Source organism: Pseudomonas sp. 34 E 7, from assembly GCF_900005715.1.
Lineage (GTDB): Bacteria > Pseudomonadota > Gammaproteobacteria > Pseudomonadales > Pseudomonadaceae > Aquipseudomonas > Aquipseudomonas orientalis_A.
The window spans coordinates 18,163-43,179 of record NZ_CVTX01000104.1; the positions used below are offsets into that span (position 1 = coordinate 18,163).

Consider the following 25,017-nt stretch of genomic DNA (forward strand, 5'->3'; position numbering starts at 1 on the left):
TGGCTGGGGCTCAGTTCGTTAGTCGAGTTTGCTCGGCGGGGGTTCAGGCGCATCTTCGACCTTTGCGGCGGGCGGCTCGGGCGTATCCTGCTCTGGCGCGACGAGGGTCTTGCGTTCGTCTTCCACCGGCACCAGTTTGTATTCCTGGCCGTGCATGTTCTTCAAGTACACTTCCATCTGTCGGAACGAGATGTTGATGTGCTGCTTCTTGAACTCACGGTTGATATAGCGGTTGACCTCGTCCAGCACCGGGTTGCGGTCGCCCAGGTCGCGCACGTGCATGCGCAACTCGTGGTCCAGGGTGCTTTCGCCGAAGTTGAGGAAATACACATGGGGTTCCGGTTCCTTCAGTACCCGTGGGTTTTCCCTGGCGGCCTTGAGTAACAGCTCCTTCACCAGATCCAGGTCGGAGCCGTAGTCCACGCCCAGTTTCAGGGTCACTCGCGTGATGGTGTCGGTCAGCGACCAGTTGATCAGTTGCCCGGTAATGAAGGTCTTGTTCGGGACAATGATGTCCTTGCGGTCGAAGTCGGTGATGGTGGTGGCGCGGATGCGGATCTTGCTCACCGTGCCCGACAGGTTGCCGATGGTGATGGTGTCGCCGATGCGCACCGGGCGCTCGAACAGGATCATGATGCCGGAGATGAAGTTGGCGAAGATTTCCTGCATGCCGAAGCCCAGGCCCACCGACAATGCCGCCACCAGCCATTGCAACTTGTCCCAGCTCACGCCCAGGGTGGACAGGGTGGAGACGAAACCGACGCCGGCGATCACATAGGACAGCAATGTCGTGGTGGCATAGGCGCTGCCTTGCGCCAGTTCCAGCTTGGACAGCACCAGCACTTCGAGTAAACCGGGCAGGTTGCGCGCCAGGGCGAAGGTGATACCGATGATGATCAACGCGCCGAGCAAGTCGCCGATGCTGATGGGCACCATGCTGATATTCGCACCGGTGCCGCTGGTGTATTCGTACAGCGTAACGTTATCCAGGTAGGAAAATACCGAGATGAGGTCCGACCACACCCAGTACAGGGCTGCGATAAAGCCGCCGAGCAGAGCAAGGCGGATCAGGCGCAAGGATTGTTCGTTGACCTTTTCGATGTCCAGGGTCGGCTCTTCAACCACCGCTTCGCCTTCACCGGCTTCCTTGGCGGCCTGGCGTTTGGCCAGGGCGCGCGCATAGGCCAGGCGTCGGGCGGCCACGCTCAGCCAGCGTACGAAGGTGGCTTCGATCACCAGCCAGAACATCAGCAGGTACAAGGTGTTGATCAAGCGGTCGCTGAGCTTGAGCGCGGTGTAGTAGTAGCCGAAGCACACCGCAATAAACAGCGCAATCGGCAGGGCGGTGAACAGCAGGCCCACGGCTTTGCGAAACAGCGAGGCTTTTTCGTGGGTGGGGCTGTTGAGCAGCAGGCGACTGAGCAACCACGCCATCAGGGCGTAGCAGGTGAGGACCACGGCGATGCCCAGCACGTCTTCGGCGAGTGCCGCCGGTTGGTGCTCGGCGATGGCCACCACGGCCACCAGGGCCAGTACCACCAGCCCGAGCTTGCGCACCCAGCCCTGGAGGAATTCGACCTGGGGTTTTTCCCAGCGAAAGTGCAGCTCGGCCACGCCGCCGGGCGCGAGGATGCGGTAGGCGGTGTAGAACACCAGCCACGCCTGGGCGATCTGCAACAGGGCCGAGCCCAGGTTGGCGTTCTGCCCACGGGCGTCAATCTGCAAGGCATAGCCGCACAGCGCCAGGCCCAGGGATACCGGCATCGCCAGCAGGATATTGATCAGGATCGCCTGCGGCGTGTGCCACTGGCTGTCGCGCTTGAAGTGACCGATGTCCAGGTGAACCTTGTTCAGGCGCTGATACAACGCCTTGCGCCGCCACAGCAGCGCGCCGATCAACAGCAGCAGCGGCAGGAACAGCAGCGGACGCTGGGTCAGGCCGTCATACAGCTCGCTGACGCTGGAGGCCCAGGGCAGGGTGGTGACTTGCTTGGTCAGGTGCGCCGGTACGGTTTCCAGCCACTCGGTGTCCAGCGGTTTGTTACTCGGAATCCAGAACATCTGCTCATCGAGCGTGGCGCGCAGGGTGGTGGCGGTGCTGAGCAGTTGTTTCTGGTTCAGTTGCAGGGTGATGGATTCGTTGAGCAGCGCGCTCAATTCACGGCTCAGGCGCTCCAGCAGGTCGCTGCGGGTGATCGCCAGTTCCAGCAGGGTGCGGCGCAATTGCGGGGTGACGTCGTCCGGCGGCTGGTTGGCCAGCAGGTTATCCACATAGGTGCTGGGAGAGCTGATCAGCTCGCGCTGCTGGTTGACCTCGAACTGGTACAGGCGAATGTTGGCGATGTCGTCGGCCAGGTCGCGGTCGACGGTCAAGCGCGGCAGCGCCTGTTTCTGTTTGTAGAGGATCTTGGACAGCAGCAGGCTGCCCTTGAGTACGTTGATCTGTTCGTCCAGCGCCGAATCGCTTTGGGTCACGGTGTCCAGTTGCTGCTTGGTCTGCAGGTTTTTCTGGGTCAGGTCGTTGAGGCGGTCGGTGCTTTTGAGCAGGTAGTCGGAGAGCTTCAGGTTGGCCGCGCTTTCCGTGGCCAGCAGGCTGCTGCCGCCGGCTTTCTGCGCTTCGATGGACTGTTGGGTCACCGTCTGCTGGGACTGGGCCAGGCGTTTCTGGTTGATCAGGGTTTGCAGGTCCTGGATTTCCTGCTCCAGGCGTGTGGTTTTTTCCTGGATCAGGTCGTGCTGGCTGTTGCCCAGGTCTTGCAATTGGCTGTTGCCGGCCAGTTCCTGGCGGCGCAGGGGAATCAGCGCATTCAGGGCGGCGAGTTCGGCGTTGAGCTGGTTGCGCTGGTCGGCGTTGAGGGCTTTGCCGTTGTCCTTGCCGGTCTTGAGGGTCGCATTGATTTGCTGGATGCGCGTCTGGCTGCTGCTGATTTCGGTCTGGGCGCGCTCGGGCCGGGTCTGGGCGGCGATGGTCAGGCTGTTGGCGTCGGCCAGCTCTTTTTGCAGGTCGCCTTGCTGGGTACTGCGCTGCACCAGTAATTGCTCAAGCTGCGGCACGGGCAGGCTGGCGTAGCGTTGGGCCACCGGGACGATTTTGGTGGCCTTGAGCCGGGTCAGCTCGCGCTGGTTGTCGACCGTCTGGCGCGGCGCGTCCTCAAGTTGGCGTTTGAGGTCGGCCAGGCGCTGCTCGTAATCCTGCTTGTTGGCCAGGTACGTCAGGGTCTGTTGCAGGATGCCCTGCAATGCCTTCATGTCGGCGTCGGGCAGCTTGCGGTCGGGCAGCTTGTCCAGGGTTTGCTGGATAGCGTCGGCACTGGGCGGGTCGGCGGCGTGGACGGTGCCGACACAAAGGGTCAGGCCCAGCAGGGCAGTAGCGAGAAAAGTGCGCAGGATTGGCATAGAGACCGGTCGAGCAAGGTAAAGAATCGGGGCGTTGTCGCCCCGCAGTTTAGAGGAAGAGCCCGGGGCCCGGGCGACTTCCTTCGGGGAATCTGACGCCGACTTTGCCAATCTTGTTCCCGTCCATGACTGCGACGGTCCAGATGGTGTTGTTCCACTCCACCTGGTCGCCCACCACCGGCGCGCCGCCGACTTTCTGGGTGATGAAGCGGCTCAACGGCATGTCCGGGTCGATACCCTCCAGCTTGAGCCCGTACAGCGCCGACACCGCGCCCAGCTGGGCGTCGCCTTCAAGGACGAAGTCGCCGAAGAAGCGCAGGTCCAGGCCGCGTTGCGGTGCCTGGCTGAACAGTTTGCCCAGGGCCGGCAGGTTGTGTTCATGGCCGATGACGCAGAGCAAATCATCGACTTCCAATACTGTACTACCCGACGGATGGAGCAGTTGCTGGCCACGAAACAGCGCGGCGATCCGCGTGCCCTCGGGCATTTTCAGCTCGCGCAGGGCAGCGCCGATGCACCATTTTTCCGCGCCCAGGCGGTAGACGAACAGCTCCCACTCACTGGTGACGTGCACTTCCAGGGCGGCGCGGGAAATCGGCGCCGGGTCCGGCGGTACGGTGACTTTGAGCAACTTGGCCACCCACGGCAGGCTGGTGCCTTGCACCAGCAGCGACACCAGCACGATAAAGAATGCCAGGTTGAAGTACAGCTGCGCATGGGGCAGGCCGGCCATCAGCGGGAACACCGCGAGAATGATCGGCACCGCACCGCGCAGGCCGACCCAGGCGATAAAGGCTTTTTCGCGACTGTGGAAGGCCTTGAACGGCAGTAGGCCGACCATCACCGACAGCGGGCGCGCAAACAGGATCATCCACAGCGCCAGGCCCAGGGCGGGCAGGGCGATGGGCAGCAAGTCATGGGGCGTGACCAGCAGGCCCAGCACCAGGAACATGCCGATCTGCGCCAGCCAGGCCATGCCGTCGAGCATATGCAGGATGCCGTGGCGGCTGCGCACCGGACGGTTGCCGATCACCAGGCCGCACAGGTACACGGCGAGAAAACCGCTGCCGTGCAAGGCGTTGGTCAGGGCGAAGACGAACAGGCCGCCGGCGATCACCAGGATCGGGTACAGGCCGTTGGCCAGGTTGATGCGGTTGACCATTTGCAGCATCAGCCAGCCGCCGCCCAGGCCGACCAGGCCGCCGATGCCGAATTCGCGGATCAGGTGGGTCAGCAGGCTCCAATGCAGGCCGGTCTGGCCGCTGGCGAGCATGTCGATCAGGGTCACGGTGAGGAACACCGCCATGGGGTCGTTGCTGCCCGATTCGATTTCCAGGCTGGCGCTGACCCGTTCGTTCAGGCCCTTGCCGCCCAGCAGCGAGAACACTGCCGCAGCGTCCGTGGAGCCGACGATGGCGCCGATCAGCAAGCCCTGGATGATATTGAGGTCGAACAGCCAGGCCGCCGCCATGCCGGTGAGGCCGGTGGTGATCAGCACGCCCACTGTGGCCAGGGACAACGCCGGCCAGAGTGCCACACGGAAACTCGCCACCCGCGTGCGCAAACCGCCGTCGAGCAAGATCACGGCCAGAGCGAGGTTGCCCACCAGGTAGGCGGTCGGGTAGTTATCGAAGATGATGCCGCCGCCATCGACGCCGGCGATCATGCCCACGGCCAGGATGATCACCAGGATCGGGATGCCCAGGCGTGACGAAAGAGAACTCACCAGAATGCTCGCACTCACCAGCAACGCGCCGATCAAGAACAGGCTGTTGATGGTCGTCGCATTCAAAGGCAGTACTCCAGAGCAGGGAAGACAGGGCGCAAACTGACCATGCAGTCTGCGTGCCAGGGATTCTAACCTGTTGAATTGCTGCGCTGTCAAAAAGCTTTTTCTGATTCTTGCAAAACCAAATGTGGGAGGGGGCAAGGCTTTTTGTAGGAGCGAGCTTGCTCGCGAAAAACTCACAGGCGCCGCGTTCATTCAGGAAGCACGCGTTATCGTTGCCGTTTTTCGCGAGCAAGCTCGCTCCTACATTTTTAAGCCGGTGCCGTCAGTCAGAGGCGGAAACGGCCGACCATGCCATTCAAATCCACCGCCAGGCGCGACAGCTCGTTGCTCGCCGCGCTCGTCTGGCTGGCGCCGGTCGCCGATTGCACCGACAGGTCACGGATATTCACCAGGTTGCGGTCGACTTCCCGTGCGACCTGCGCCTGTTCCTCCGCCGCACTGGCGATCACCAGGTTGCGCTCGTTGATCTCGACAATTGCGGTGTTGATGGTGTCCAGCGACAGCCCCGCGCCCTTGGCGATGTTCAGCGTCGATTCGGCGCGCTCGGTACTGTTGCGCATCGAATCCACCGCGTGCTCGGTGCCGGCCTGGATGCTGCAGATCATGCGTTCGATCTCGCTGGTGGACTGCTGGGTACGATGGGCCAACGCGCGCACCTCATCCGCCACCACCGCAAAACCACGCCCGGCCTCACCGGCCCGCGCCGCTTCGATGGCCGCGTTGAGGGCCAGCAGGTTGGTCTGGTCGGCCAGGCCACGGATCACGTCCAGTACCTTGCCGATATCGCGCGATTCATTGGCCAGCTCACCGATCAAGGTCGCGGTGGCTTGTACGTCGCCGCTCATGCGTTCGATGGCGCTGACGGTTTCCTGCACAAGGTCACGCCCGTCGCCGGCGGAGGTGGTGGCGTTGCGCGAGGCTTCAGAGGTGCTCACGGCATTGCGTGCGACTTCCTCGACCGCGCTGGTCATCTCGTTGACGGCGGTGGCGGCCTGTTCGATTTCGTTGTTCTGCTGGGTCAGGCCGCGCGCGCTTTCGTCGGTGACGGCGTTGAGCTCTTCGGCGGCCGACGCCAGTTGCGTGGCCGAGCCGGCGATGCGTTGCAGGGTGTCGCGCAGTTTGTCCTGCATTTTGGCCATGGCGGCCAGCAAGCGCCCGGCTTCATCGTTGCCGTCGACCTTGATCGGGCGCGTGAGGTTGCCTTCGGCCACTTCTTCCGCCGCTTCCAGGGCCTGGGAGATTGGCACGGTGATGCTGCGGGTCAGCAGCCAGGCGAACAACAGGGTCAGCGCGGTGGCGATCACCAGCAGGCCCACGACCATGTTGAAGGCCAGGTTGTACTGGTCTTCGGCCTGCTGGTTGGTGTCCAGGGCCATGGCGTTATTGATTTCCAGCAGGCGGTTGAGTACCCCGTTGACCTGCTCGGAGTTGGTCAGCAGCTCGGTGTTGAGCAGGGCGCGCAATGCCTCGACATGGTTGCCCTGCGAGAGGCTCTTCATACGCTCTTCGATCTGATGGTACTGAGCCAGCAATCGCACGTATTCGTTGTAGGTCGAACGTTCTTCGCTGGTCTCGATCAGCTTTTCATATACGCCTTGGGCGGTGCGGATCTGCTGGTTGCGCAGGTCGAAGGCTTCCAGGGTCTTTTGCTGCACGTCCGGCTCGCGGTTGGTGAGCAAGCGGTACGACAACACACGCAGGCGCAATGTCAGTTGGGTGAACTCGTCGAGGGCGCGGATGCTGGGTACGCTGGCCAGGGTGATGTCTTCGGTGGCCGCTCGGATCTTGCTCATCTGGTTCAGCGCGAACACGCCGAGAAACAACATCAAGGCGCCAATAAACGCGAAGCCGAGGAAGGCCCTCGGCGCGATATTCATATTACGAAGAGACATGCTGGAATCCTGGGGGGAGCGCGATCCGTGCGGCCATGAGGTGGTGTGTGCATCGCGTATCGGCCCTACGACTAAAGTCTTAAGGGACTGTGCGTTTTTGTCGCATCTGACCAGGGGTTTCAGCGATTCAGGAACCAGATTGGGTAATTGCAGTCACTAAGGCTCGAAAGTGCGGCCCGGGCCTTCGGAATCGGGCTGCGCGCCGGGGGATAACCCTGGCATCCGAGGTGAATTTTCTTTATCGTCACCGCCCTTTTAAAAGCTCGAGAAATCAAAATGTTAGAAGCATCCCTCAGCCAACTGGAACAACTGGTCAGCGACCTCGTACAGCAGAATCATGACCTGCTGGGCAGCAACGAATCCCTCAAGGCGGAGCTTGCCCGTGCCAGGGACGAAAACGACAGCCTGCAACTGAACCTGATGGAACAGGAAGAAAAACACGGTGCCACCGCCGCCCGTATCCAGGCACTGGTTGAGCGTGTAAGCGCAGGGCCTGTCAGCGCATGAACGAAGGGATAAAGGTCGTTTCGATTCTCGGAGAGGATTACTCGATCAAGGCACCGGCCGGGGAAGACCAGACCCTGATGCACGCCGTGACTATGCTCAAGGCCTCCCTGGCCACCACCAAGAAAAAGTACCCGACCCTGATCGGTGACAAATTATTGGTACTGGCCGCGCTGAACCTGTGCGCCGAGCAAATCGAAATGCAGCAGGCTCACCAACAGGAACTCGACCGTTACCAAGAGCAAGTCAGCGCCACGGTCGAGGTGATTTCCAAGGCGATCCAGCCCTAGAACCACGCATCCTGCATGCCCAGGCACGTATCGTCACGTGCCTCCAGAATCGCCAGTTCATGATGGCAGCCTGGTACTTCCCAGGTCAGGAAGTACCGGGCGGCCTGGAGCTTGCCTTTATAGAAGGCCACATCGGCCGCGTTGCCCCTGGCCAGTCCTTCTTCGGCGCGAATCGCCTGTTCCAGCCAGCGCCAGCCAATCACCGTGTGTCCGAACACCTTCAGGTACAGCGCCGAGTTCGCCAGGCTGCTGTTGACCTTGCCCTGGGCGAGATCGCCCAGCAGGCCGAGGGTGACGCTTTGCAGGCGACTGACCAGGTGCTCCAGTGGTTGCCTCAGCGCGGTCAGCGATGGGTACTGCTGTGCCCGGGCGCCTGTCTCGGCGATCAGTCGAATCAATTGCTTGAGCCCGGCACCCCCGTTCTGTGCCAGTTTGCGCCCGAGCAAATCCAGTGACTGGATGCCATGGGTGCCTTCGTGGATCGGGTTCAAGCGGTTATCGCGGTAGTACTGCTCCACCGGGTATTCACGGGTATAGCCATGGCCGCCAAGAATCTGGATCGCCAGTTCGTTGGCCTTGAGGCAGAATTCCGACGGCCAGGATTTGACGATAGGGGTCAGCAGGTCCAGCAACTCGTGGGCCTGTTTGCGCGCGTCGTCGGTCGGCAGGGTGGTGGTGTCGTCGAACAGCCGCGCGGCATACAGGCCCAGGTCGAAGGCGCCTTCGACATAGGCTTTTTGTGTCAGCAGCATGCGCTTGATATCGGCGTGCTGGATGATCGGTACCGGCGCGGTGCCTGGGTCCTTGTTGTCCGGCAGGCGGCCTTGCGGACGTTCGCGGGCGTACTCCAGCGAGTAAAGGTAGCCCGCATAACCGAGCATCACCGCGCCCATGCCCACGCCAATGCGGGCTTCATTCATCATCTGGAACATGCAGCTCAGGCCCTGGTGCGGTTTGCCCACCAGGTAGCCGACACAGTTGCCGTTATCACCGAAATTAAGCGCTGTGGACGTGGTGCCGCGCCAGCCCATCTTGTGAAACAGCCCGGCCAGCAGCACGTCGTTGCGCTCGCCCAGGCTGCCGTCATCGTTGACCAGGAATTTGGGCACGATAAACAGCGAAATACCCTTCACCCCGGCCGGCGCGTCGGGCAGCTTGGCCAGCACCATGTGCACGATATTTTCCGACAGCGGGTGGTCGCCGCCGGAGATAAAGATTTTATTGCCCTTGAGGCGATAGCTGCCGTCCGCCGCAGGCTCTGCGCGTGTACGAATATCCGACAAAGACGACCCGGCATGCGGTTCGGTGAGGGCCATGGTGCCGAAGAAACGTCCGTCGATCATTGGCTGCAGGAAGCGTTTTTTCTGCTCCTCGGTGCCAAAACTTTCAATCAGGTTGGCGGCGCCCATAGTCAGGAACGGGTAGGACGTGGACGCGGCGTTGGCCGACTGGAAGTGCGCAAAGCAAGCCTGGGACAGCAATGTAGGCAGCTGCATGCCGCCGGCTTCGAAACTGCGCGCGGCGTTGAGAAAACCGGCTTCAAGAAAGGCATCCACGGCCGGCTTTACTTCCGGAATCAGGATCGCCTTACCGTCTTCATAGCGCGGTTCGTTTTCATCGTTCTTGCGGTTGTGCGGCGCGAAGTACTTTTCGGCGATGTTGCGCGCCGTGCCGATGGCGGCATCGAAGGTTTCGCGATTGTGCTCGGCAAACCGCTCGCGCTGGGTCAGGCCCTCGGCATCGAGGACTTCGTACAGCTCGAAAGCCAGATTGCGGGAACTGAGCAGCGTCTCGGACATGGCGGATTACCTTTGAAGGAATTGGCCTGAGTCTAAGTGCGCGAATGGAGGGTGGATAGCAAGATTGATCTGGGTGATAGAGGGGCAAAACGCAGGCAGGGAATTGAAAGGGGGCCAAATGTGGGAGGGGGCTTGCCCCCGATAGCGGTGTGTCAGCCAAACATAAGCTGTCCATCGCAATCGGGGGCAAGCCCCCTCCCACATTTTTTATCGCGGTTAGCCGATGGTCATCAGGCTGGCGTTACCGCCTGCCGCAGCGGTGTTGACGCTCAATGCCCGCTCAATCACCAGGCGCTCCAGTGCAATCGCCGTTTCGCCCTGCGACAGACCATGCACGCCAACAATCGCACCGCCACGCTGCGCCACTTGCTGGCACACCGCGCGCAGTTGGTCGGAATCACCGTGATGCAGGACCGCGTCGAACACCACGTCGTCCTTGGTCCAGTCGGCCACGCGCTTGATCTTCGCCTGAATATCTTTCGGCAGACGTGGGAACAAGGCCTTGGTCAGCTCGGTTTCCGGCCATACCGCCGAACCGCCTACCGCCAATACCGCGGCCAGTTGGGTCAGCAGGTCGCCTTCCACTTCGGCCAGGCACAGCACGTGTTCGCGCGGCAGGATCGCATAGCTGTTGCGCTCGCCGGTCGGGCCGGCCAGTTGACGGGTGATACCGCTTTGCGACTGTGCGGCAAATTGTGTGCACAGGGCGCTCAGTTCGCTGAACTTATGAGTGTCGGCCCAGGTTTTCAGCGCGGTCAGCGGTTGGCTCATGGCGTCGCGCAGGCGCAGGTCGGGTGCGGTCAAAGCATCGCCACGTAAGAAGGATTGCTCGATCGCATCGGTAGGACGGGTCGACAACAGGCGGTACAGGTACAGCGGACCACCGGCTTTGGGGCCGGTACCCGACAGGCCTTCACCGCCGAACGGCTGCACGCCGACCACGGCGCCGACAATGTTGCGGTTGACGTAAACGTTACCGGCGTTGACGTTGTCGATCACCTTGGCGATGGTCTCGTCGATGCGGGTGTGCACGCCCAGGGTCAGGCCGTAGCCGGATGCGTTGATCTGGCCGATGAGCTGGTCGATTTCTTTACGCTTGTAGCGCACCACGTGCAGCACCGGACCGAAGATTTCCCGTTGCAGCTCGTCGAAGCTTTCCAGCTCGATCAGGGTCGGCATCACGAAGGTGCCACGCTTGATCTCGTCGCCATCGGCAATCGCCACCTGGTAAACGTTGCGGCCTTTGTCGCGCATGGCCTGGATGTGTTTCTCGATGCCGGCCTTGGCTTCGGCGTCGATCACCGGGCCGATATCCACCGACAGGCGCTCCGGGTTGCCCAGGCGGCATTCAGCCATGGCGCCTTTGAGCATTTCGATGACACGGTCTGCCGAATCTTCCTGCAGGCACAAGACGCGCAGGGCCGAGCAACGTTGGCCGGCGCTGTCGAAGGCCGACGACACCACGTCGATGACCACTTGTTCGGTGAGCGCCGACGAATCGACGATCATCGCGTTCTGGCCACCGGTTTCGGCGATCAGCGGAATCGGACGCCCCTGAGCATCCAGGCGCCCGGCCACACTGCGTTGCAGCAAGCGTGCAACCTCGGTGGAACCGGTGAACATCACACCTTTGACGCGCTCGTCACCGACCAGGCGGGCACCGACGCTTTCGCCCTGGCCCGGCAGCAATTGCAGCACGCCTTGCGGGATACCGGCTTCGAGCAGGATGCGCACAGCCTGGGCGGCGACCAGCGGGGTTTGTTCGGCAGGTTTGGCCAGTACCGGGTTGCCGGCGGCCAGCGCAGCGGCAACCTGGCCGCTGAAGATCGCCAGCGGGAAGTTCCACGGGCTGATACACACCACCGGGCCCAACGGGCGGTGGGCGTCGTTGGTGAAATCGTTGCGTGCCTGCACCGCGTAGTAGCGCAGGAAGTCCACGGCTTCGCGCACTTCAGCGATGGCGTTGGCGAAGGTCTTGCCGGCTTCGCGGGCCAGCAGGCCCATCAGTGGCTGGATTTCGCCTTCCATCAGGTCGGCGGCGCGTTCCAGGATCGCGGCGCGCTCGGCGGGCGGGGTGGCCTGCCAGATCGGTGCGGCGCTGATAGCGCACTGGATGGCATTGTCGACGTCTTCGACCGTGGCTTCCTGAACATGACCGACCACATCGCGCAGGTCGGACGGGTTCAGCACCGCGGTAGCCGGTTGTTCGCTGGAGGCGCAACCGAGCATCGGCGCGGCTTTCCAGTTGTTGTGGGCGGTGGCCAGCAGGGCGCAGGACAGCGATGCCAGGCGATGCTCGTTGGCAAGGTCGATACCGGCCGAGTTGGCGCGGTCGCGGCCATACAGGTCACGCGGCAGCGGGATACGCGGGTGCGGCAGGCCGAAGCCGCCTTCCAGGGTCGCCATCTGCTCGATGCTCGCCACTGGATCGGCCACCAGCTCCTGGATCGAGATGGATTGGTCGGCGATGCGGTTGACGAACGAAGTGTTCGCGCCGTTTTCCAGCAGGCGACGCACCAGATACGCCAGCAGTGTTTCGTGGGTACCGACCGGGGCGTACACGCGGCACGGACGGTTCAACTTGCCTTCGGAAACCTTGCCTACGACCTGTTCGTACAGCGGCTCACCCATGCCGTGCAGGCATTGGAACTCGTACTGGCCGGGGTAATAGTTCTGACCGGCAATGTGGTAGATGGCGGCCAGGGTGTGGGCGTTGTGCGTGGCGAACTGCGGGTAGATGACTTCCGGCACCGACAGCAGTTTGCGTGCGCAGGCAATGTAGGAAACGTCGGTGTACACCTTGCGCGTATACACCGGGTAGCCTTCCAGGCCTTCGACCTGGGCGCGCTTGATTTCGCTGTCCCAGTACGCGCCTTTGACCAGGCGGATCATCAGGCGGTGGCGGCTGCGGCGGGCCAGGTCGATCACATAGTCGATCACGTACGGGCAACGCTTCTGGTAGGCCTGGATCACGAAACCGATACCGTTCCAGCCGGTCAGTTGCGGCTCGAAGCACAGGCGCTCAAGCAGATCCAGGGACAACTCGAGGCGGTCGGCCTCTTCGGCGTCGATGTTCAGGCCGATGTCGTACTGTTTGGCCAGCAGGGTCAGCGACAACAGGCGCGGGTACAACTCGTCCATCACCCGCTCGTACTGCGCGCGGCTGTAACGCGGGTGCAGGGCGGAAAGCTTGATGGAGATGCCTGGGCCTTCATAGATCCCACGGCCGTGGGACGCCTTGCCGATGGAATGAATGGCTTGTTCGTACGAGGCCAGGTACTTCTGCGCATCGTGCTCGGTGAGCGCGGCTTCCCCGAGCATGTCGTAGGAGTAGCGAAAGCCCTTGGCTTCGAACTTGCTCGCATTGGCCAGGGCTTCGGCGATGGTTTCGCCGGTGACGAACTGCTCGCCCATCAGGCGCATGGCCATGTCGACGCCCTTGCGGATCATCGGCTCGCCGCTTTTGCCGATGATGCGGCTCAGGGACGAGGTCAGTCCTGCTTCGTTGTGGGTGGCGACCAGTTTGCCGGTCAACAGCAGGCCCCAGGTGGCGGCATTGACGAACAGCGACGGGCTGTTACCCAGGTGCGGGTGCCAGTTGCCGGTGCTGATCTTGTCGCGAATCAGTGCATCGCGAGTGCCCTTGTCCGGGATGCGCAGCAGCGCCTCGGCCAGGCACATCAGCGCCACGCCTTCCTGGGACGACAGGGAAAATTCCTGCAGCAGGCCCTGAACAATACCGGCACGGCCGCCGGCGCTCTTCTGGTTGCGCAGCTTCTCGGCAATCGTGGCGGCCAGCTTGTGGGTGGCTTCGGCCATGTCGGCCGGCAGACGGGCCTGTTCGATCAGCATCGGCACCACTTCCGGCTCGGGGCGACGGTAAGCGGCGGTGATCGAGGCGCGCAATACGGACTGCGGCAGGATGCTCTCGGCGAACTCAAGGAAGCACTGGTGCGCGTGGTCGGCCTGGACCTCGCCCGCATCATCGGCGTCCTTGTTGCTCAAGCCATTGAGCTCGTTCAGGGTTGCACCACCCTCGAGTTTCTCCAGGTAATTGAAAATTGCCTGTTTGATCAGCCAGTGCGGCGTGCGATCAATGGAGGACGCGGCGGCCTTGAGGCGTTCGCGGGTCGGGTCGTCGAGTTTGACCCCAAGGGTGGTCGTAGCCATATTCTTATCCTCATGGGTGCCACTACCGAGTGGCATCTGCTGGCGGCAAGATTAGCTTTGCCCATGGCGAGGTGCAACCGGGTGCAACCCTTTTTGTTCATGAAATTTACGACGCTTGATCGGAAAAAATCCGGCCTTTGACCGAATCGGCTGCTTGTCGGTGCATTTGCTTCTGAGATTGAATGTTCTTGCTCCGAAAAGGAGCAAAAAAACGGTGTTTGTGCGCAAAAGCGCGCAGGTGCAACTTATTCGCAAGAAACTGGTTGCACCTTATTTGCATTGTTGAATAGCATTCGCGCACCAAGGTGCAACCACCTCTACGGTTTGGTTCATCGGCTGGCGGCTTTCCTGGGGAAACGCCAGTCATAAATGCGCGGCATTCAGCATCGTTTATTCGGTTACTACCGGTAGCGGTCTGACAGACCGTCGCTACATAAAAACAAAGCCAGGGCGTCACTTCTATGAGCGTTAGCAATCCCACCCTGATCACGTTCGTGATCTATATCGCAGCAATGGTGCTGATCGGCCTGATGGCCTATCGCTCCACCAACAACCTTTCCGATTACATCCTTGGCGGTCGCAGCCTCGGTAGCGTGGTGACAGCCTTGTCCGCCGGTGCTTCCGATATGAGCGGCTGGTTGTTGATGGGCCTGCCTGGCGCGATCTACATGTCGGGCTTGTCGGAAAGCTGGATCGCCATCGGCCTGATCGTCGGTGCCTACCTCAATTGGCTGTTCGTGGCCGGTCGCCTGCGGGTACAGACCGAACACAACGGCGACGCCCTGACCCTGCCGGATTACTTCTCCAGCCGCTTCGAAGATAAAAGCGGCCTGCTGCGGATCATTTCCGCCGTGGTGATCCTGGTGTTCTTCACCATTTACTGCGCCTCCGGCATCGTGGCCGGTGCGCGTCTGTTCGAAAGCACCTTCGGCATGTCCTACGAGACGGCGTTGTGGGCCGGTGCCGCGGCGACCATTGCCTACACCTTTATCGGCGGTTTCCTGGCGGTCAGCTGGACCGACACCGTGCAAGCCACGCTGATGATCTTCGCGTTGATCCTGACGCCGATCATCGTATTGCTGGCCACCGGCGGCGTGGACACCACCTTCCTGGCCATCGAAGCCCAGGACCCGACCAACTTCGATATGCTGAAAAACACCACCTTCATCGGCATCATCTCGCTGATGGGCTGGGGCCTGGGTTACTTCGGCCAGCCGCACATTCTCGCGCGGTTCATGGCGGCGGATTCGGTGAAGTCGATTGCCAACGCGCGCCGTATCTCCATGACCTGGATGATTCTGTGCCTGGGTGGCACCGTGGCGGTGGGCTTCTTCGGCATCGCTTACTTCTCGGCGCATCCCGAGGTGGCCGGTCCCGTGACCGAAAACCCTGAGCGCGTGTTTATCGAACTGGCCAAGATCCTGTTCAACCCATGGATTGCCGGTGTCCTGCTGTCGGCCATCCTCGCGGCCGTCATGAGCACCCTGAGCTGCCAGTTGCTGGTGTGCTCCAGCGCCCTGACCGAAGATTTCTACAAGGCCTTCCTGCGCAAGGGCGCGTCCCAGCTTGAACTGGTATGGGTCGGTCGGATCATGGTGCTGGTGGTTGCCTTGATCGCCATCGCCATGGCCGCCAACCCGGAAAACCGCGTACTGGGCCTGGTCAGCTACGCCTGGGCCGGTTTCGGCGCTGCCTTCGGTCCTGTGGTGCTGATCTCGGTCATCTGGAAACACATGACCCGCAACGGCGCACTGGCCGGCATCCTGGTGGGCGCAATCACCGTGATCGTGTGGAAACACTTCGAGTTGCTCGGCCTGTACGAAATCATCCCAGGCTTCATCTTCGCCAGCCTGGCGATCTACTTCGTGAGCAAGATGGGTGCACCGACTGCCGGTATGGTCGAGCGCTTTGATGCGGCGGAAAAAGATTACAACCTCAACAAGTAATACCGCTGGGCGTTGATCGCCCGGTCATCGAAAAGAAGGCCTGCGTCCGACGGATGCGGGCCTTTTTTTATGCCTGATTTGCCTGATCGTTCCCACGCTCCGCGTGGGAATGCATCCCGTGACGCTCCGCGTCACCATTGCGCAAATGCCTGTGTTTCGCTGAAAGCAGGACGCGGAGCGTCCGGGGCGGCATTCCCACGCAGAGCGTGGGAACGATCGGGCCTTGAGGATTTCGGCGCTGAGGATGTAGGACCTTACTTATTTTCCGGAGCAGTGCCCGACTCGGTAAACGGCTGTTGCAGAATCGCTCACTCACCCTTCGCAGAGAAACACCGGATGTTCGCTCCTGCCAATCAAAGTGCCTTTAATCTGACCCTGGATGGGGAGCCTTGTGATCTCAAGGTTCATGGATTCATGGGCGATGAATTTATCAGCCTGCCCTTTCGCTTTGACCTTGAGTTGGTCAGCGAACAACCCGACCTTGACCTCGATAGCCTTCTGCACCGCCAGGCATTCCTGGGGTTCGACGCCCACGGCCATGGCATTCATGGCCAGGTTTACCGCGTCGCGCAAGGCGATTCGGGCAAGCGCCTGACCCGTTACCAGATCACCCTGGTACCGCAGTTGGCGTATCTGGAACACAGCACTCACCAACGGATATTTCAGCAAAAAACCGTGCCGCAGATCATTGCGCGGGTGCTGGAGGCTCAGGAGATCCAGGCCGATACCTTCGTGTTTCGCCTGAGCGGTCAATATCCCGAGCGCGAATACTGTGTTCAGTTCGACGAAACCGATTTGCAGTTCATCCATCGCTTGTGCGTTGAGTCGGGCATTCACTACCACTTTCAGCACAGTCCCGAGCGCCACTTGCTGGTGTTTGGCGATGACCAGAGTGTGTTCAGGCAGCCGGACCAGGAAACGTCCTACTTGGCCGGTTCCGGGATGGTGGCCGGGGCCCCCGCGATCAAGCGCTTTATGTTGCGTCTCGAAACCCGCACGGCTGGTGTGAACCTGCGGGCCTACGACTTCAAAAAGCCCAGCCTGGTATTGGAAGGCACGGCCTCCAGCGGGCAACGCCCGACCCTCGACGAACAGCGCTACCCCGGTGACTTTACGGACCGAGCGCACGGCAAGTACCTGGCGCAACGTGTGTTGGAGCGTCATCGCAGTGACTTTCGCCAGGCCAGCGGTATCAGCGACCAGCCGGCCCTGGTCACCGGGCAGTTTCTGAAGATGGCCGACCACCCGCGTCAGGAGTGGAATGATCTGTGGCTGGTCACCCGGTTGCACCACACCGGGCAGCAGCCGCAAGTATTGGAGGAGTCTGCGCCTGAGGACGTGCCCGCAGGCTACAGCAACGAATTTGTCGTCACGCCTTGGGATGTGCCGTTCCGAACACCTTTGATCATGCCCCGGCCGCAGCTGTCGGGCTACCACAACGCGGTGGTCACCGGGCCTGTCGGCAGTGAGGTGCACTGCGATGAATACGGTCGGGTCAAAGTGCAGATGGCCTGGGATCGCGACGGGGAACACAACGAACACTCCAGTTGCTGGCTGCGCGTGGCGAGCGGCTGGGCCCATGACCGTTACGGGGCGGTGCTGACCCCGCGCGTCGGCATGGAAGTGCTGGTGGGCTTCGTTGATGGCGACGTGGACATGCCGCTGGTGATGGGCTGCCTGCCCAACGCGGCGAATCGTTTGCCCCTCGATCTGCCGGCGGACAAGACCCGCAGTATCTTTCGCAGCCAGAGCAGCCCCGGTGGTGGCGGCTACAACGAACTGCGCATCGAGGACCGCAAGGGCGCCGAGGAAATTTACCTGCGCGCCCAGCGCGACTGGACCCAGCACGTGTTGCATGACCAGCAGGTGCAGGTCGATAACCAGCGCCGGATTACGGTGGGCGGCGAGTCGCACCATGAGTTGCAGGGCGAAGAGCAACGCATCACCCACGGCAATCGCCTGACTGAACTCAAGCAGGATGACCACCTGAGGGTCGGCGGTTCGCAGCACATGCATGCCGGTCGCACGCTACAACTGGTGGCAGGGCAGAGCATCGTCATCGATGCGGGGGCCAGCGTTACGATTCAGGCGGGAGGGCAGTCGATCACGCTGTCGGCGGGCGGCATCTTCAGCAGTGTGCCCATCCAGCCTGGCGGGGCGCCTGCCGCAACGATGGCGCCGTTGACGCCTGGTTTGAAGGAGGCGCTGCAGGCGGTTATCCCGCTGCCCCTGAGCCCTGTGCAAGTGGCCACCCTCAAGCGCAGCGCGCCGTTTTGCGAGGAATGCGAGCGTTGCCGTGCCGGGCAGTGCGATATCAGCGGGCATGCACGGAGTGTTTCCTGATGCGCACACCCATGGACCCCCGCAGCTGGCTGGCGCAGTGCCCTTTGCTTGCCGATGAGCGAATTTATGCCGTACTCGGCAATGCCAGCGACGCCAGGCCGCTCGCTGCCTGGCAAGCCACAGCGGCGGGGCCGCTGCCCCAAGCGATCTGGGCAGGCACGGCCTACGCCCAGTGGGAGGCGGTGATGCCTTACGTGGGCATCGTCGAGCCGGGCAGCGCGTTTCTCGATTGGGTAGCCGCCGCGCCATCCGACGATTGGGGGTGGCTGGCGGTATCTTCCAGTCCATTGGAAAGCGTGGTAGCCCACCTGCGAGGCTTGAGCAAGGTGTTCCTGCCCAATGACCAGGCGGTGTTTTTCCGCTTCTGGGATGGCGCCCGGTTTGAGCCGATGTGGCAGCACCTGGATGACCAGGCAGGCGCGGTCTTGCCGGTGTTTGGGCGTTACCTGATCAATGGCCGCCCGCTGACGGTGGCAACTGGACCGGTCACGCCAGCTCAAGCGTGCCCGTGGTGGCGAGTGCCTGCGTCGTTGCTCAGGCACCTGGAGGAACAGTCGCCGGGCGTGCTGATCGACAACCTGCTGCAATGGCTGCAAGCGCAGCGTCCTGATCTGTGTGCTGCCTTCACGCCGGCCACCTTGCAGCACAAACTGGGCTGGTTCGTGCGCAGGCGGGGGGCCAGCCATGCCACGCTGGTCGATTACCTCCAGTCGCAGTTGAGTTAGACAAAGATGCCACCCGCCATGCGGCCCTGCACCTTTGCGCCGGTAGAAGGTAAACTTCGCCCCCTGCGCAGGAGCAACCATGAATTATCGTCACGCCTTTCACGCCGGCAACCACGCCGATGTCTTCAAACACCTGACCTTGACCCGCCTCATCGCCCTGATGTCGCGCAAGGAGCAGCCGTTCGCCTACCTCGATACCCACGCCGGCATTGGCCTGTACGACCTGCAGGGTGACCAGGCCAACCGCACCGGTGAATACCTGGAAGGCATCGCCCGCCTGTGGGGCGCCAACGACCTGCCGCCGCTCACCGCCGATTACATGCGCGTGCTGCACGAGATGAACCCGGATGGCCAGTTGCGCTACTACCCGGGCTCGCCGGAGCTGGCGCGGCGCCTGACGCGCCCCCAGGACCGTGTGCTGCTCAACGAAAAACACCCGGAAGACGGCGTGCTGCTCAAGGACAACATGAAGGGTGATCGCCGGGTCAAAGTGCACCTGGGCGAAGGCTGGCATGTGCCGCGCGCCTTGTTGCCAGTACCGGAAAAACGCGCGCTGATGCTGATCGACCCACCGTTCGAAAAACTCGACGAAATGCAGCGCTGCGCGGCGTCCCTCAAGGAAGCCGTGAGCCGCATGCGCCAGACCGTCGCAGCGATCTGGTACCCGGTGAAGGACCCGCGCATGCTGCGCCGCTTTTATCAGGACCTGGCCGGCACCGGCGCGCCGAAACTGTTGCGCGTGGAGCTGTTGGTGCACCCGCTGGACACGCCCAACACCCTGACCGGCTCAGGCCTGGCGATTGCCAACCCGCCGTGGGGGCTGGAAGAGGAATTGCGTGAACTGCTGCCATGGCTGTCCAAGAAGCTTGGCCAGACCCAAGGTGGCTGGCAGATGGATTGGCTCATCGCTGAGTAACTAATCTCAACAAACGCAGAACCCAATGTGGGAGGGGGCTTGCCCCCGATTGCTGGGTGTCAGTCATTACATCTGTGACTGACACTCCGCTATCGGGGGCAAGCCCCCTCCCACATTTTTAACCTGTGTTGCTCTTTAGATCGGGCAGGTCACGCCGGTGCCGCTGATCCATGGATTGGCTTCTCGCTGGGTAACCGGCTCTGAAGCCAAGCACGGACCCAATGTGGGAGGGGGCTTGCCCCCGATTGCTGGGTGTCAGTCATTACATCTGTAACTGACACTCCGCTATCGGGGGCAAGCCCCCTCCCACATTTTTAACCTGTGTTGCTCTTTAGATCGGGCAGGTCGCGCCAGTGCCGCTGATCCATGGATTGGCTTCTCGCTGGGTAACCGGCTCTGAAGCCAAGCACGGACCCAATGTGGGAGGGGGCTTGCCCCCGATTGCTGGGTGTCAGTCATTACATCAGTAACTGACACTCCGCTATCGGGGGCAAGCCCCCTCCCACATTTTTAATCTGTGTTGTGCTTTAGATCGGGCAGGTCACGCCGGTGCCGCCGATGCCGCAATAGCCCTGCGGGTTCTTCGCCAGGTATTGCTGGTGATACGCCTCGGCGAAGTACACCGTCGGCGCTTCGTCGATTTCGGTGGTGATCTCGCCCAGGCCGGCCTTGGTCAGCTCTTGCTGATAGGCCTGGGCACTGGCCTTGGCTGCCGCCAGTTGCTCCGGCGTGGTGGCATAGATCACCGAACGGTATTGGCTGCCGATGTCGTTGCCCTGGCGCATGCCCTGGGTCGGGTTGTGCAGTTCCCAGAACATCTTCAGCAGGTCTTCGTATTTCACTTTGGCCTGGTCGTATACCACCAGCACCACTTCGCTGTGGCCGGTCAGGCCCGAGCAGACTTCTTCGTAGGTCGGGTTCGGCGTGAAGCCGCCGGCGTAGCCGACCACGGTACTGACCACCCCGTCGCGCTCCCAGAATTTGCGCTCGGCGCCCCAGAAACAACCGAGGCCGAAGATCGCGAAACCGACGTCGTCGGTAAAAGGGCCCAGCAACGGGTTGCCGTTGACGAAGTGAGTTTCGGGCAATGCCATCGAGGTTTCACGGCCGGGCAAGGCTTGTTCTTGAGTAGGCAGCACGTTTTTGTTCACCAGAATTTCCGAGCGCAAGACCATGATCAGTCCTCTCGTCAGGTTGAGTAACAGTAAATTTTCAGACAGCCAGTGTGCCCGAGTGTTACCGCGCTGTCAGGCAATTGGCCCACGTGGATAACGTTTGAGCTTTTCCAGCAGCTCTGCGCCGGGGATTGGCCGGTCGAACAGATAGCCCTGGCCCACGTCGCAACGATGCCGGCGCAGGAACGCCAGTTGCTCGGCGGTCTCGATGCCTTCGGCCACCACCTTGAGCTTGAGGTTGTGAGCCATGGCGATGACCGCCGAGGTGATCTCCATGTCGTCCTGGTTATCCGGGATTTCGTGGATAAAGCTGCGGTCGATCTTAATGATGTCGATGGGGAATTTTTTCAAGTAGCTCAGCGACGAGTAACCGGTGCCGAAGTCGTCCATGGCCAGGGTCAGGCCAAAACTCTTCAGTTGGTCCAGTTGCTGGCGCGTGTCTTCGGTGGCTTCCAGCAGCAGGCCTTCGGTCAGCTCCAGCTCCAGCAGATTGGCCGGCAACTGCTCTTCCTTGAGGATCGTGGCAATCGAGGCCACCAGATCCGGGTCGGAAAACTGCTTGGGCGACAGGTTGATCGCCACCTGCAAATTACCCAGGCCCGCGGCCGTCAATCGACGGCTCATGCGGCATGCCTGCCGGGCGACCCATTTGCCGATGGGGATGATCAAACCGGTCTCTTCGGCCACGCTGATGAACTGGTCGGGGCGGATCATGCCCTTTTCCGGGTGGTTCCAGCGCAACAGCGCTTCCATGCCCAGCAGGCGACCACTGCGCAGGCACAGCTTGGGCTGGTAGAACACGTCCAGCTCATTCTGGGTCAGGGCGCGGCGCAGGTTGTTTTCCACAAACAGCTTATAGCTGGCCTCGGCATTCAGTGCTTCGGTAAACACCTGCACCTGGTGTTTGCCGTTGGCCTTGGCCTTGTGCAGGGCCAGGCCGGCGTTGCGCATCAGGGTCTGCGGATCGCGCCCGTGCAACGGCGCGCAGGCGAGGCCCACGGAGCCGGTCACGCTGATCAACTGGTTGTCGACGAACATCGGTTTGTCGAGGGTGGCCAGTAACTGGCTGGCCACCTGCTGGCCGGTCTCCATGTCGGCATCGTCAAGCAGCACCGCAAACTCGTTACTGGCAAAGCGCGCCAGGCTGCCGCCGCTGCTCAAACTGTTGCGCAGACGACGGGCCAGGCTGATCAGCAGCTTGTCACCGGTCTGGTGGCCGAGGCTGTCGTTGATCCGCTTGAAGTTGTCGATGTCCACCAGCAGCAGGCTGATCGGGCTGTCGCTGTCGCGGGCAAAGCGCTCATCGAGGTTGCGGATGAACGCCGGGCGGTTGCCCAGGTTGGTCAGGTTGTCGGTGTAGGCCAGGCGTTCGATGCGCTGTTGCGCCAGCTTGGTCTGGGTAATGTCTTCGTAGATGCCGATGTAATGGGTCAACTCACGGTTGTCGCCATATACCTTGGAAATCGACAACTGGCCCCAGTAGGGTTCCAGGTTTTTGCGCCGGCTTTTGAATTCGCCTTGCCAGCTGTTGCTTTTGGCCAGGACCGACGGCGCGTCGAACAGTAATTCGCTGAGGTTCTCCAGGGCCGGCAACTGCGCCAGGCGGTGGCCATGCACCTCTTCGGCGCTGTATTGGGTAATGGCGGTAAAGCTTGGGTTGACGTACTCCACCACGCCATCGCAATTGACCAGCAGAAAGGCGTTGGCGCTCTGTTCCACCGCGCGCTGGAACAGGTGCAGGGCGCTGGTGGCGGTGCGCCGGTTGTGGTTGTTGATGACTTGGGCGAACTGGTCCGCCAGCTCGCCGGCAAAGGCGATCTCATCGGACTGCCATGCCCGCGAACTGCCGCTTTGCTCCAGGCACAGCACGCCGACCACCTGGCCATCCACGCGGATGCTCGCGTCGAGCATGGCGTGGACATCCTTGGCGATCAGGCTTTCGGCCATTTCCCGGGTGCGCGGGTCTTGCACGGCATGGGTGGCATCGATGGCGCGGCTGCTGTGCAGGGCTTCGAGGTAGTCGGGGAAGCAGCTGGCGTCGATCGCTTCGGGCAAATAGTGGCGTTGATCGGCGCGCAGATAGGCCGAAATCGGCACCAGGTGCTGGCCGTCCAGATTCCAGATGCTGGCGCGATCGATCTGATAGATGTCGCAGGCGCTGCGGGTGATCAGTTCGGCGGCTTCTTGCAGCGAATTGGGCGTGGTGTAGCGCTGGCGGGCCAGCAGCAGGATCAGCTCCTGCTGGGCGCGTACCCGCTCCAGGTGCTGCAGTTGCTCCTGCTGCGCGCGCTGGTTGAGTTCCAGGGCGATTTGCAGGCGGCTGTTCTGGTTTTCCAGGTCGGCGGTCGGCACCGTGACGGGCAGTTCGCTGAACAGGCCATCCACCACCATCAGGTAGCCGCGCAGCAGGTGACGGTTGTGCTGTTTGTAGGCCTCGCCCATTTCGAGCAGGCTCAGCGGGCCATCGCTGGTGTGCAGGGTGTAGCGCACCAGGTAGTGGGCGCTGTGGCTCAGTTGCTGCTGGATCGCGTCGTGCAGTTGATAGCGCGCCTGGGGCTCCATCAGGCTGGCGTACGGCGTGCCCAGCAGGGCGCACAGTTCGACCGCCGGCAAGCCGAATTGGCGCTCGCAATTGGGGTCAAGGTAGAGCAGCGCCCAGCTTGCCTCATTCAGCCGCTCGAAACGCAGCATACCGAGGCGCGAAGGCACCGGTAATTGCGTCACTACCTCGGTCGCCATTCGGGCAACATCGGGTTGGCTTTTCATGGGGGAAACTCGCTTGGGAAAATACGCACGGCGCCGGGCTCACGCCCTCTTTACTGTCGCTTGCGGCAAGGTTGCATCATGCGGCACGCACTGACAAGAGAGGATGAAGGCTAAGTGCTATAAGGGTGTTATCGGCCACACGGGGGATTTCTGCAATCAGGGTGACAGAAGGTGTACAAGCCTGTCCTGTGTGTACAAAAAACCCAAAAAAAGCCCCGCCAAGTGGCGGGGTTGAGGTACGAGCGTGGCGCTCGGAAATCGAGGCGGCAATGGCCTCCCCTCAGGGGGAGGCCGTTGCGGCTTACAGCAGGATGGTGCGGATGTCGTTGAGCAACTGGCTCAGGCGCTGGGTGAAGCGTGCCGCTGCGGCGCCGTTGATCACACGGTGATCGTAGGACAGCGACAGTGGCAGCATCAGCTTGGGCTGGAACGCTTTACCGTCCCAGACAGGCTGGATAGTCGCCTTGGACACACCCAGGATCGCCACTTCCGGCGCGTTGACGATTGGCGTGAAGCCCGTACCGCCAATGTGCCCGAGGCTGGAGATGGTGAAGCATGCGCCCTGCATGTCGTCCGGGGTGAGCTTCTTGTCGCGGGCCTTGGCGGCCAACGCAGCCGCTTCGCCAGCCAGTTGCAGCAGGCTCTTCTGGTCGACGTTCTTGATGACCGGTACCAGCAGGCCGTCAGGGGTGTCGACCGCAAAGCCGATGTTCACGTACTTCTTGCGGATGATCGCTTTGCCGCTTGGCGCCAGCGAGCTGTTGAAGTCCGGCAGTTCCTTGAGCAGGTGCGCACAGGCCTTGAGCAGCAGGGGCAGCACGGTCAGCTTCACGCCGGCCTTCTCGGCCACGGCTTTCTGCGCAACGCGGAAGGCTTCCAGGTCGGTGATATCGGCCTGGTCGAACTGAGTCACGTGCGGGATGTTCAGCCAGCTCGCGTGCAGGCCGGCCGCGCCGATTTGCATCAGGCGGGTCATCGGCACTTCTTCGATTTCGCCGAAACGGCTGAAATCCACGGTACGGATCGGCGGAATGCCCGAGCCCCCGGTAGCGCCACCGGCAGCCGGCGCTTCCTTGGCCTTCTGCATCATGGCCTTGACGTAAGCCTGCACGTCTTCCTTCAGCACGCGACCGTGAGGACCGCTGGCCGAGACGGCGCTCAGCTCGACGCCGAATTCACGGGCCAGTTGGCGTACAGCCGGGCCGGCGTGAACCTTGGCACCGCTTGGCGCGGGGGCAGCAGCAGCAGGGGCCGGAGCGGCCTCAGCTTTTGCAGCAGGCGCAGGGGCGGCAGCAGCCGGAGC

General features: G+C 61.9%; 14 protein-coding genes. 6 read left to right on the forward strand and 8 right to left on the reverse strand.

Annotated elements, in window-relative coordinates; genetic code table 11:
* Positions 1 to 18: 18 nt before the first annotated feature.
* The 3 genes from mscK to BFP96_RS08125 form a co-directional block, all read right to left on the reverse strand.
* Positions 19 to 3,396: a mechanosensitive channel MscK gene (gene mscK / locus BFP96_RS08115; protein WP_065936003.1), complete on the reverse strand. Its 3,378-nt coding sequence runs from the start codon at positions 3,394 to 3,396 to the stop codon at positions 19 to 21.
* A 49-nt stretch (positions 3,397 to 3,445) separates the two neighbouring features.
* A complete protein-coding gene (locus tag BFP96_RS08120; protein WP_065886587.1) occupies positions 3,446 to 5,188 on the reverse strand; it encodes a potassium/proton antiporter in 1,743 nt (580 codons plus the stop codon).
* A gap of 266 nt (positions 5,189 to 5,454) precedes the next feature.
* Complete coding sequence (locus BFP96_RS08125; protein WP_083216605.1) at positions 5,455 to 7,080, reverse strand: methyl-accepting chemotaxis protein; 1,626 nt, start codon at positions 7,078 to 7,080, stop codon at positions 5,455 to 5,457.
* A 276-nt stretch (positions 7,081 to 7,356) separates the two neighbouring features.
* Between BFP96_RS08125 and BFP96_RS08130 the strand changes: the two genes are divergently transcribed.
* On the forward strand, positions 7,357 to 7,587 hold the full coding sequence (locus BFP96_RS08130) for a hypothetical protein (protein WP_065892051.1): 231 nt from the start codon (positions 7,357 to 7,359) through the stop codon (positions 7,585 to 7,587).
* On the forward strand, positions 7,584 to 7,874 hold the full coding sequence (locus BFP96_RS08135) for a cell division protein ZapA (protein ID WP_057724383.1): 291 nt from the start codon (positions 7,584 to 7,586) through the stop codon (positions 7,872 to 7,874). Before BFP96_RS08130 ends, BFP96_RS08135 begins: the two co-directional genes overlap by 4 nt.
* On the opposite strand, the gene BFP96_RS08140 is transcribed toward BFP96_RS08135, so the two are convergent.
* Entirely contained in the window at positions 7,871 to 9,673 is a 1,803-nt protein-coding gene (locus BFP96_RS08140; RefSeq protein ID WP_065936005.1) for an acyl-CoA dehydrogenase, read from the reverse strand. The genes BFP96_RS08135 and BFP96_RS08140 overlap by 4 nt on opposite strands.
* Positions 9,674 to 9,889: 216 nt before the next feature.
* The gene (gene putA / locus BFP96_RS08145; RefSeq protein WP_065936006.1) at positions 9,890 to 13,843 is read right to left on the reverse strand and encodes a trifunctional transcriptional regulator/proline dehydrogenase/L-glutamate gamma-semialdehyde dehydrogenase; all 3,954 of its coding nucleotides are present in this window, start codon (positions 13,841 to 13,843) and stop codon (positions 9,890 to 9,892) included.
* 461 nt (positions 13,844 to 14,304) lie between these two features.
* On the opposite strand from putA, the gene putP reads away from it, so the two are divergent.
* The 4 genes from putP (at position 14,305) to BFP96_RS08165 (ending at position 19,773) form a co-directional block, all read left to right on the forward strand.
* The gene (gene putP / locus BFP96_RS08150; RefSeq protein ID WP_065892045.1) at positions 14,305 to 15,789 is read left to right on the forward strand and encodes a sodium/proline symporter PutP; all 1,485 of its coding nucleotides are present in this window, start codon (positions 14,305 to 14,307) and stop codon (positions 15,787 to 15,789) included.
* 336 nt (positions 15,790 to 16,125) lie between these two features.
* Complete coding sequence (locus BFP96_RS08155; protein ID WP_065936007.1) at positions 16,126 to 18,132, forward strand: type VI secretion system Vgr family protein; 2,007 nt, start codon at positions 16,126 to 16,128, stop codon at positions 18,130 to 18,132.
* Entirely contained in the window at positions 18,132 to 18,857 is a 726-nt protein-coding gene (locus tag BFP96_RS08160; protein WP_065936008.1) for a DUF4123 domain-containing protein, read from the forward strand. Before BFP96_RS08155 ends, BFP96_RS08160 begins: the two co-directional genes overlap by 1 nt.
* A gap of 79 nt (positions 18,858 to 18,936) precedes the next feature.
* Positions 18,937 to 19,773, forward strand: coding sequence for a 23S rRNA (adenine(2030)-N(6))-methyltransferase RlmJ (locus BFP96_RS08165; RefSeq protein ID WP_065886580.1), 837 nt, complete (start codon positions 18,937 to 18,939; stop codon positions 19,771 to 19,773).
* A gap of 527 nt (positions 19,774 to 20,300) precedes the next feature.
* On the opposite strand, the gene msrA is transcribed toward BFP96_RS08165, so the two are convergent.
* From msrA to BFP96_RS08180, 3 genes are all read right to left on the reverse strand, one after another.
* On the reverse strand, positions 20,301 to 20,948 hold the full coding sequence (msrA, locus tag BFP96_RS08170; RefSeq protein ID WP_065936009.1) for a peptide-methionine (S)-S-oxide reductase MsrA: 648 nt from the start codon (positions 20,946 to 20,948) through the stop codon (positions 20,301 to 20,303).
* Positions 20,949 to 21,020: 72 nt separating this feature from the next.
* A complete protein-coding gene (locus tag BFP96_RS08175; protein WP_065934840.1) occupies positions 21,021 to 23,714 on the reverse strand; it encodes a putative bifunctional diguanylate cyclase/phosphodiesterase in 2,694 nt (897 codons plus the stop codon).
* A 301-nt stretch (positions 23,715 to 24,015) separates the two neighbouring features.
* Positions 24,016 to 25,017: 2-oxo acid dehydrogenase subunit E2 (locus BFP96_RS08180; RefSeq protein ID WP_170875991.1), on the reverse strand; the 1,002-nt coding region annotated here is incomplete at its 5' end.

Coding starts and splice junctions, on each gene's coding strand:
- mscK (WP_065936003.1), bottom strand. CDS start 3,396: ATGCCAATCCTGCGCACTTTTCTCGCTACTGCCCTGCTGGGCCTGACC.
- BFP96_RS08125 (WP_083216605.1), bottom strand. CDS start 7,080: ATGTCTCTTCGTAATATGAATATCGCGCCGAGGGCCTTCCTCGGCTTC.
- BFP96_RS08130 (WP_065892051.1), top strand. CDS start 7,357: ATGTTAGAAGCATCCCTCAGCCAACTGGAACAACTGGTCAGCGACCTC.
- BFP96_RS08135 (WP_057724383.1), top strand. CDS start 7,584: ATGAACGAAGGGATAAAGGTCGTTTCGATTCTCGGAGAGGATTACTCG.
- BFP96_RS08140 (WP_065936005.1), bottom strand. CDS start 9,673: ATGTCCGAGACGCTGCTCAGTTCCCGCAATCTGGCTTTCGAGCTGTAC.
- putA (WP_065936006.1), bottom strand. CDS start 13,843: ATGGCTACGACCACCCTTGGGGTCAAACTCGACGACCCGACCCGCGAA.
- putP (WP_065892045.1), top strand. CDS start 14,305: ATGAGCGTTAGCAATCCCACCCTGATCACGTTCGTGATCTATATCGCA.
- BFP96_RS08155 (WP_065936007.1), top strand. CDS start 16,126: ATGTTCGCTCCTGCCAATCAAAGTGCCTTTAATCTGACCCTGGATGGG.
- BFP96_RS08160 (WP_065936008.1), top strand. CDS start 18,132: ATGCGCACACCCATGGACCCCCGCAGCTGGCTGGCGCAGTGCCCTTTG.
- BFP96_RS08165 (WP_065886580.1), top strand. CDS start 18,937: ATGAATTATCGTCACGCCTTTCACGCCGGCAACCACGCCGATGTCTTC.
- msrA (WP_065936009.1), bottom strand. CDS start 20,948: ATGGTCTTGCGCTCGGAAATTCTGGTGAACAAAAACGTGCTGCCTACT.
- BFP96_RS08175 (WP_065934840.1), bottom strand. CDS start 23,714: ATGAAAAGCCAACCCGATGTTGCCCGAATGGCGACCGAGGTAGTGACG.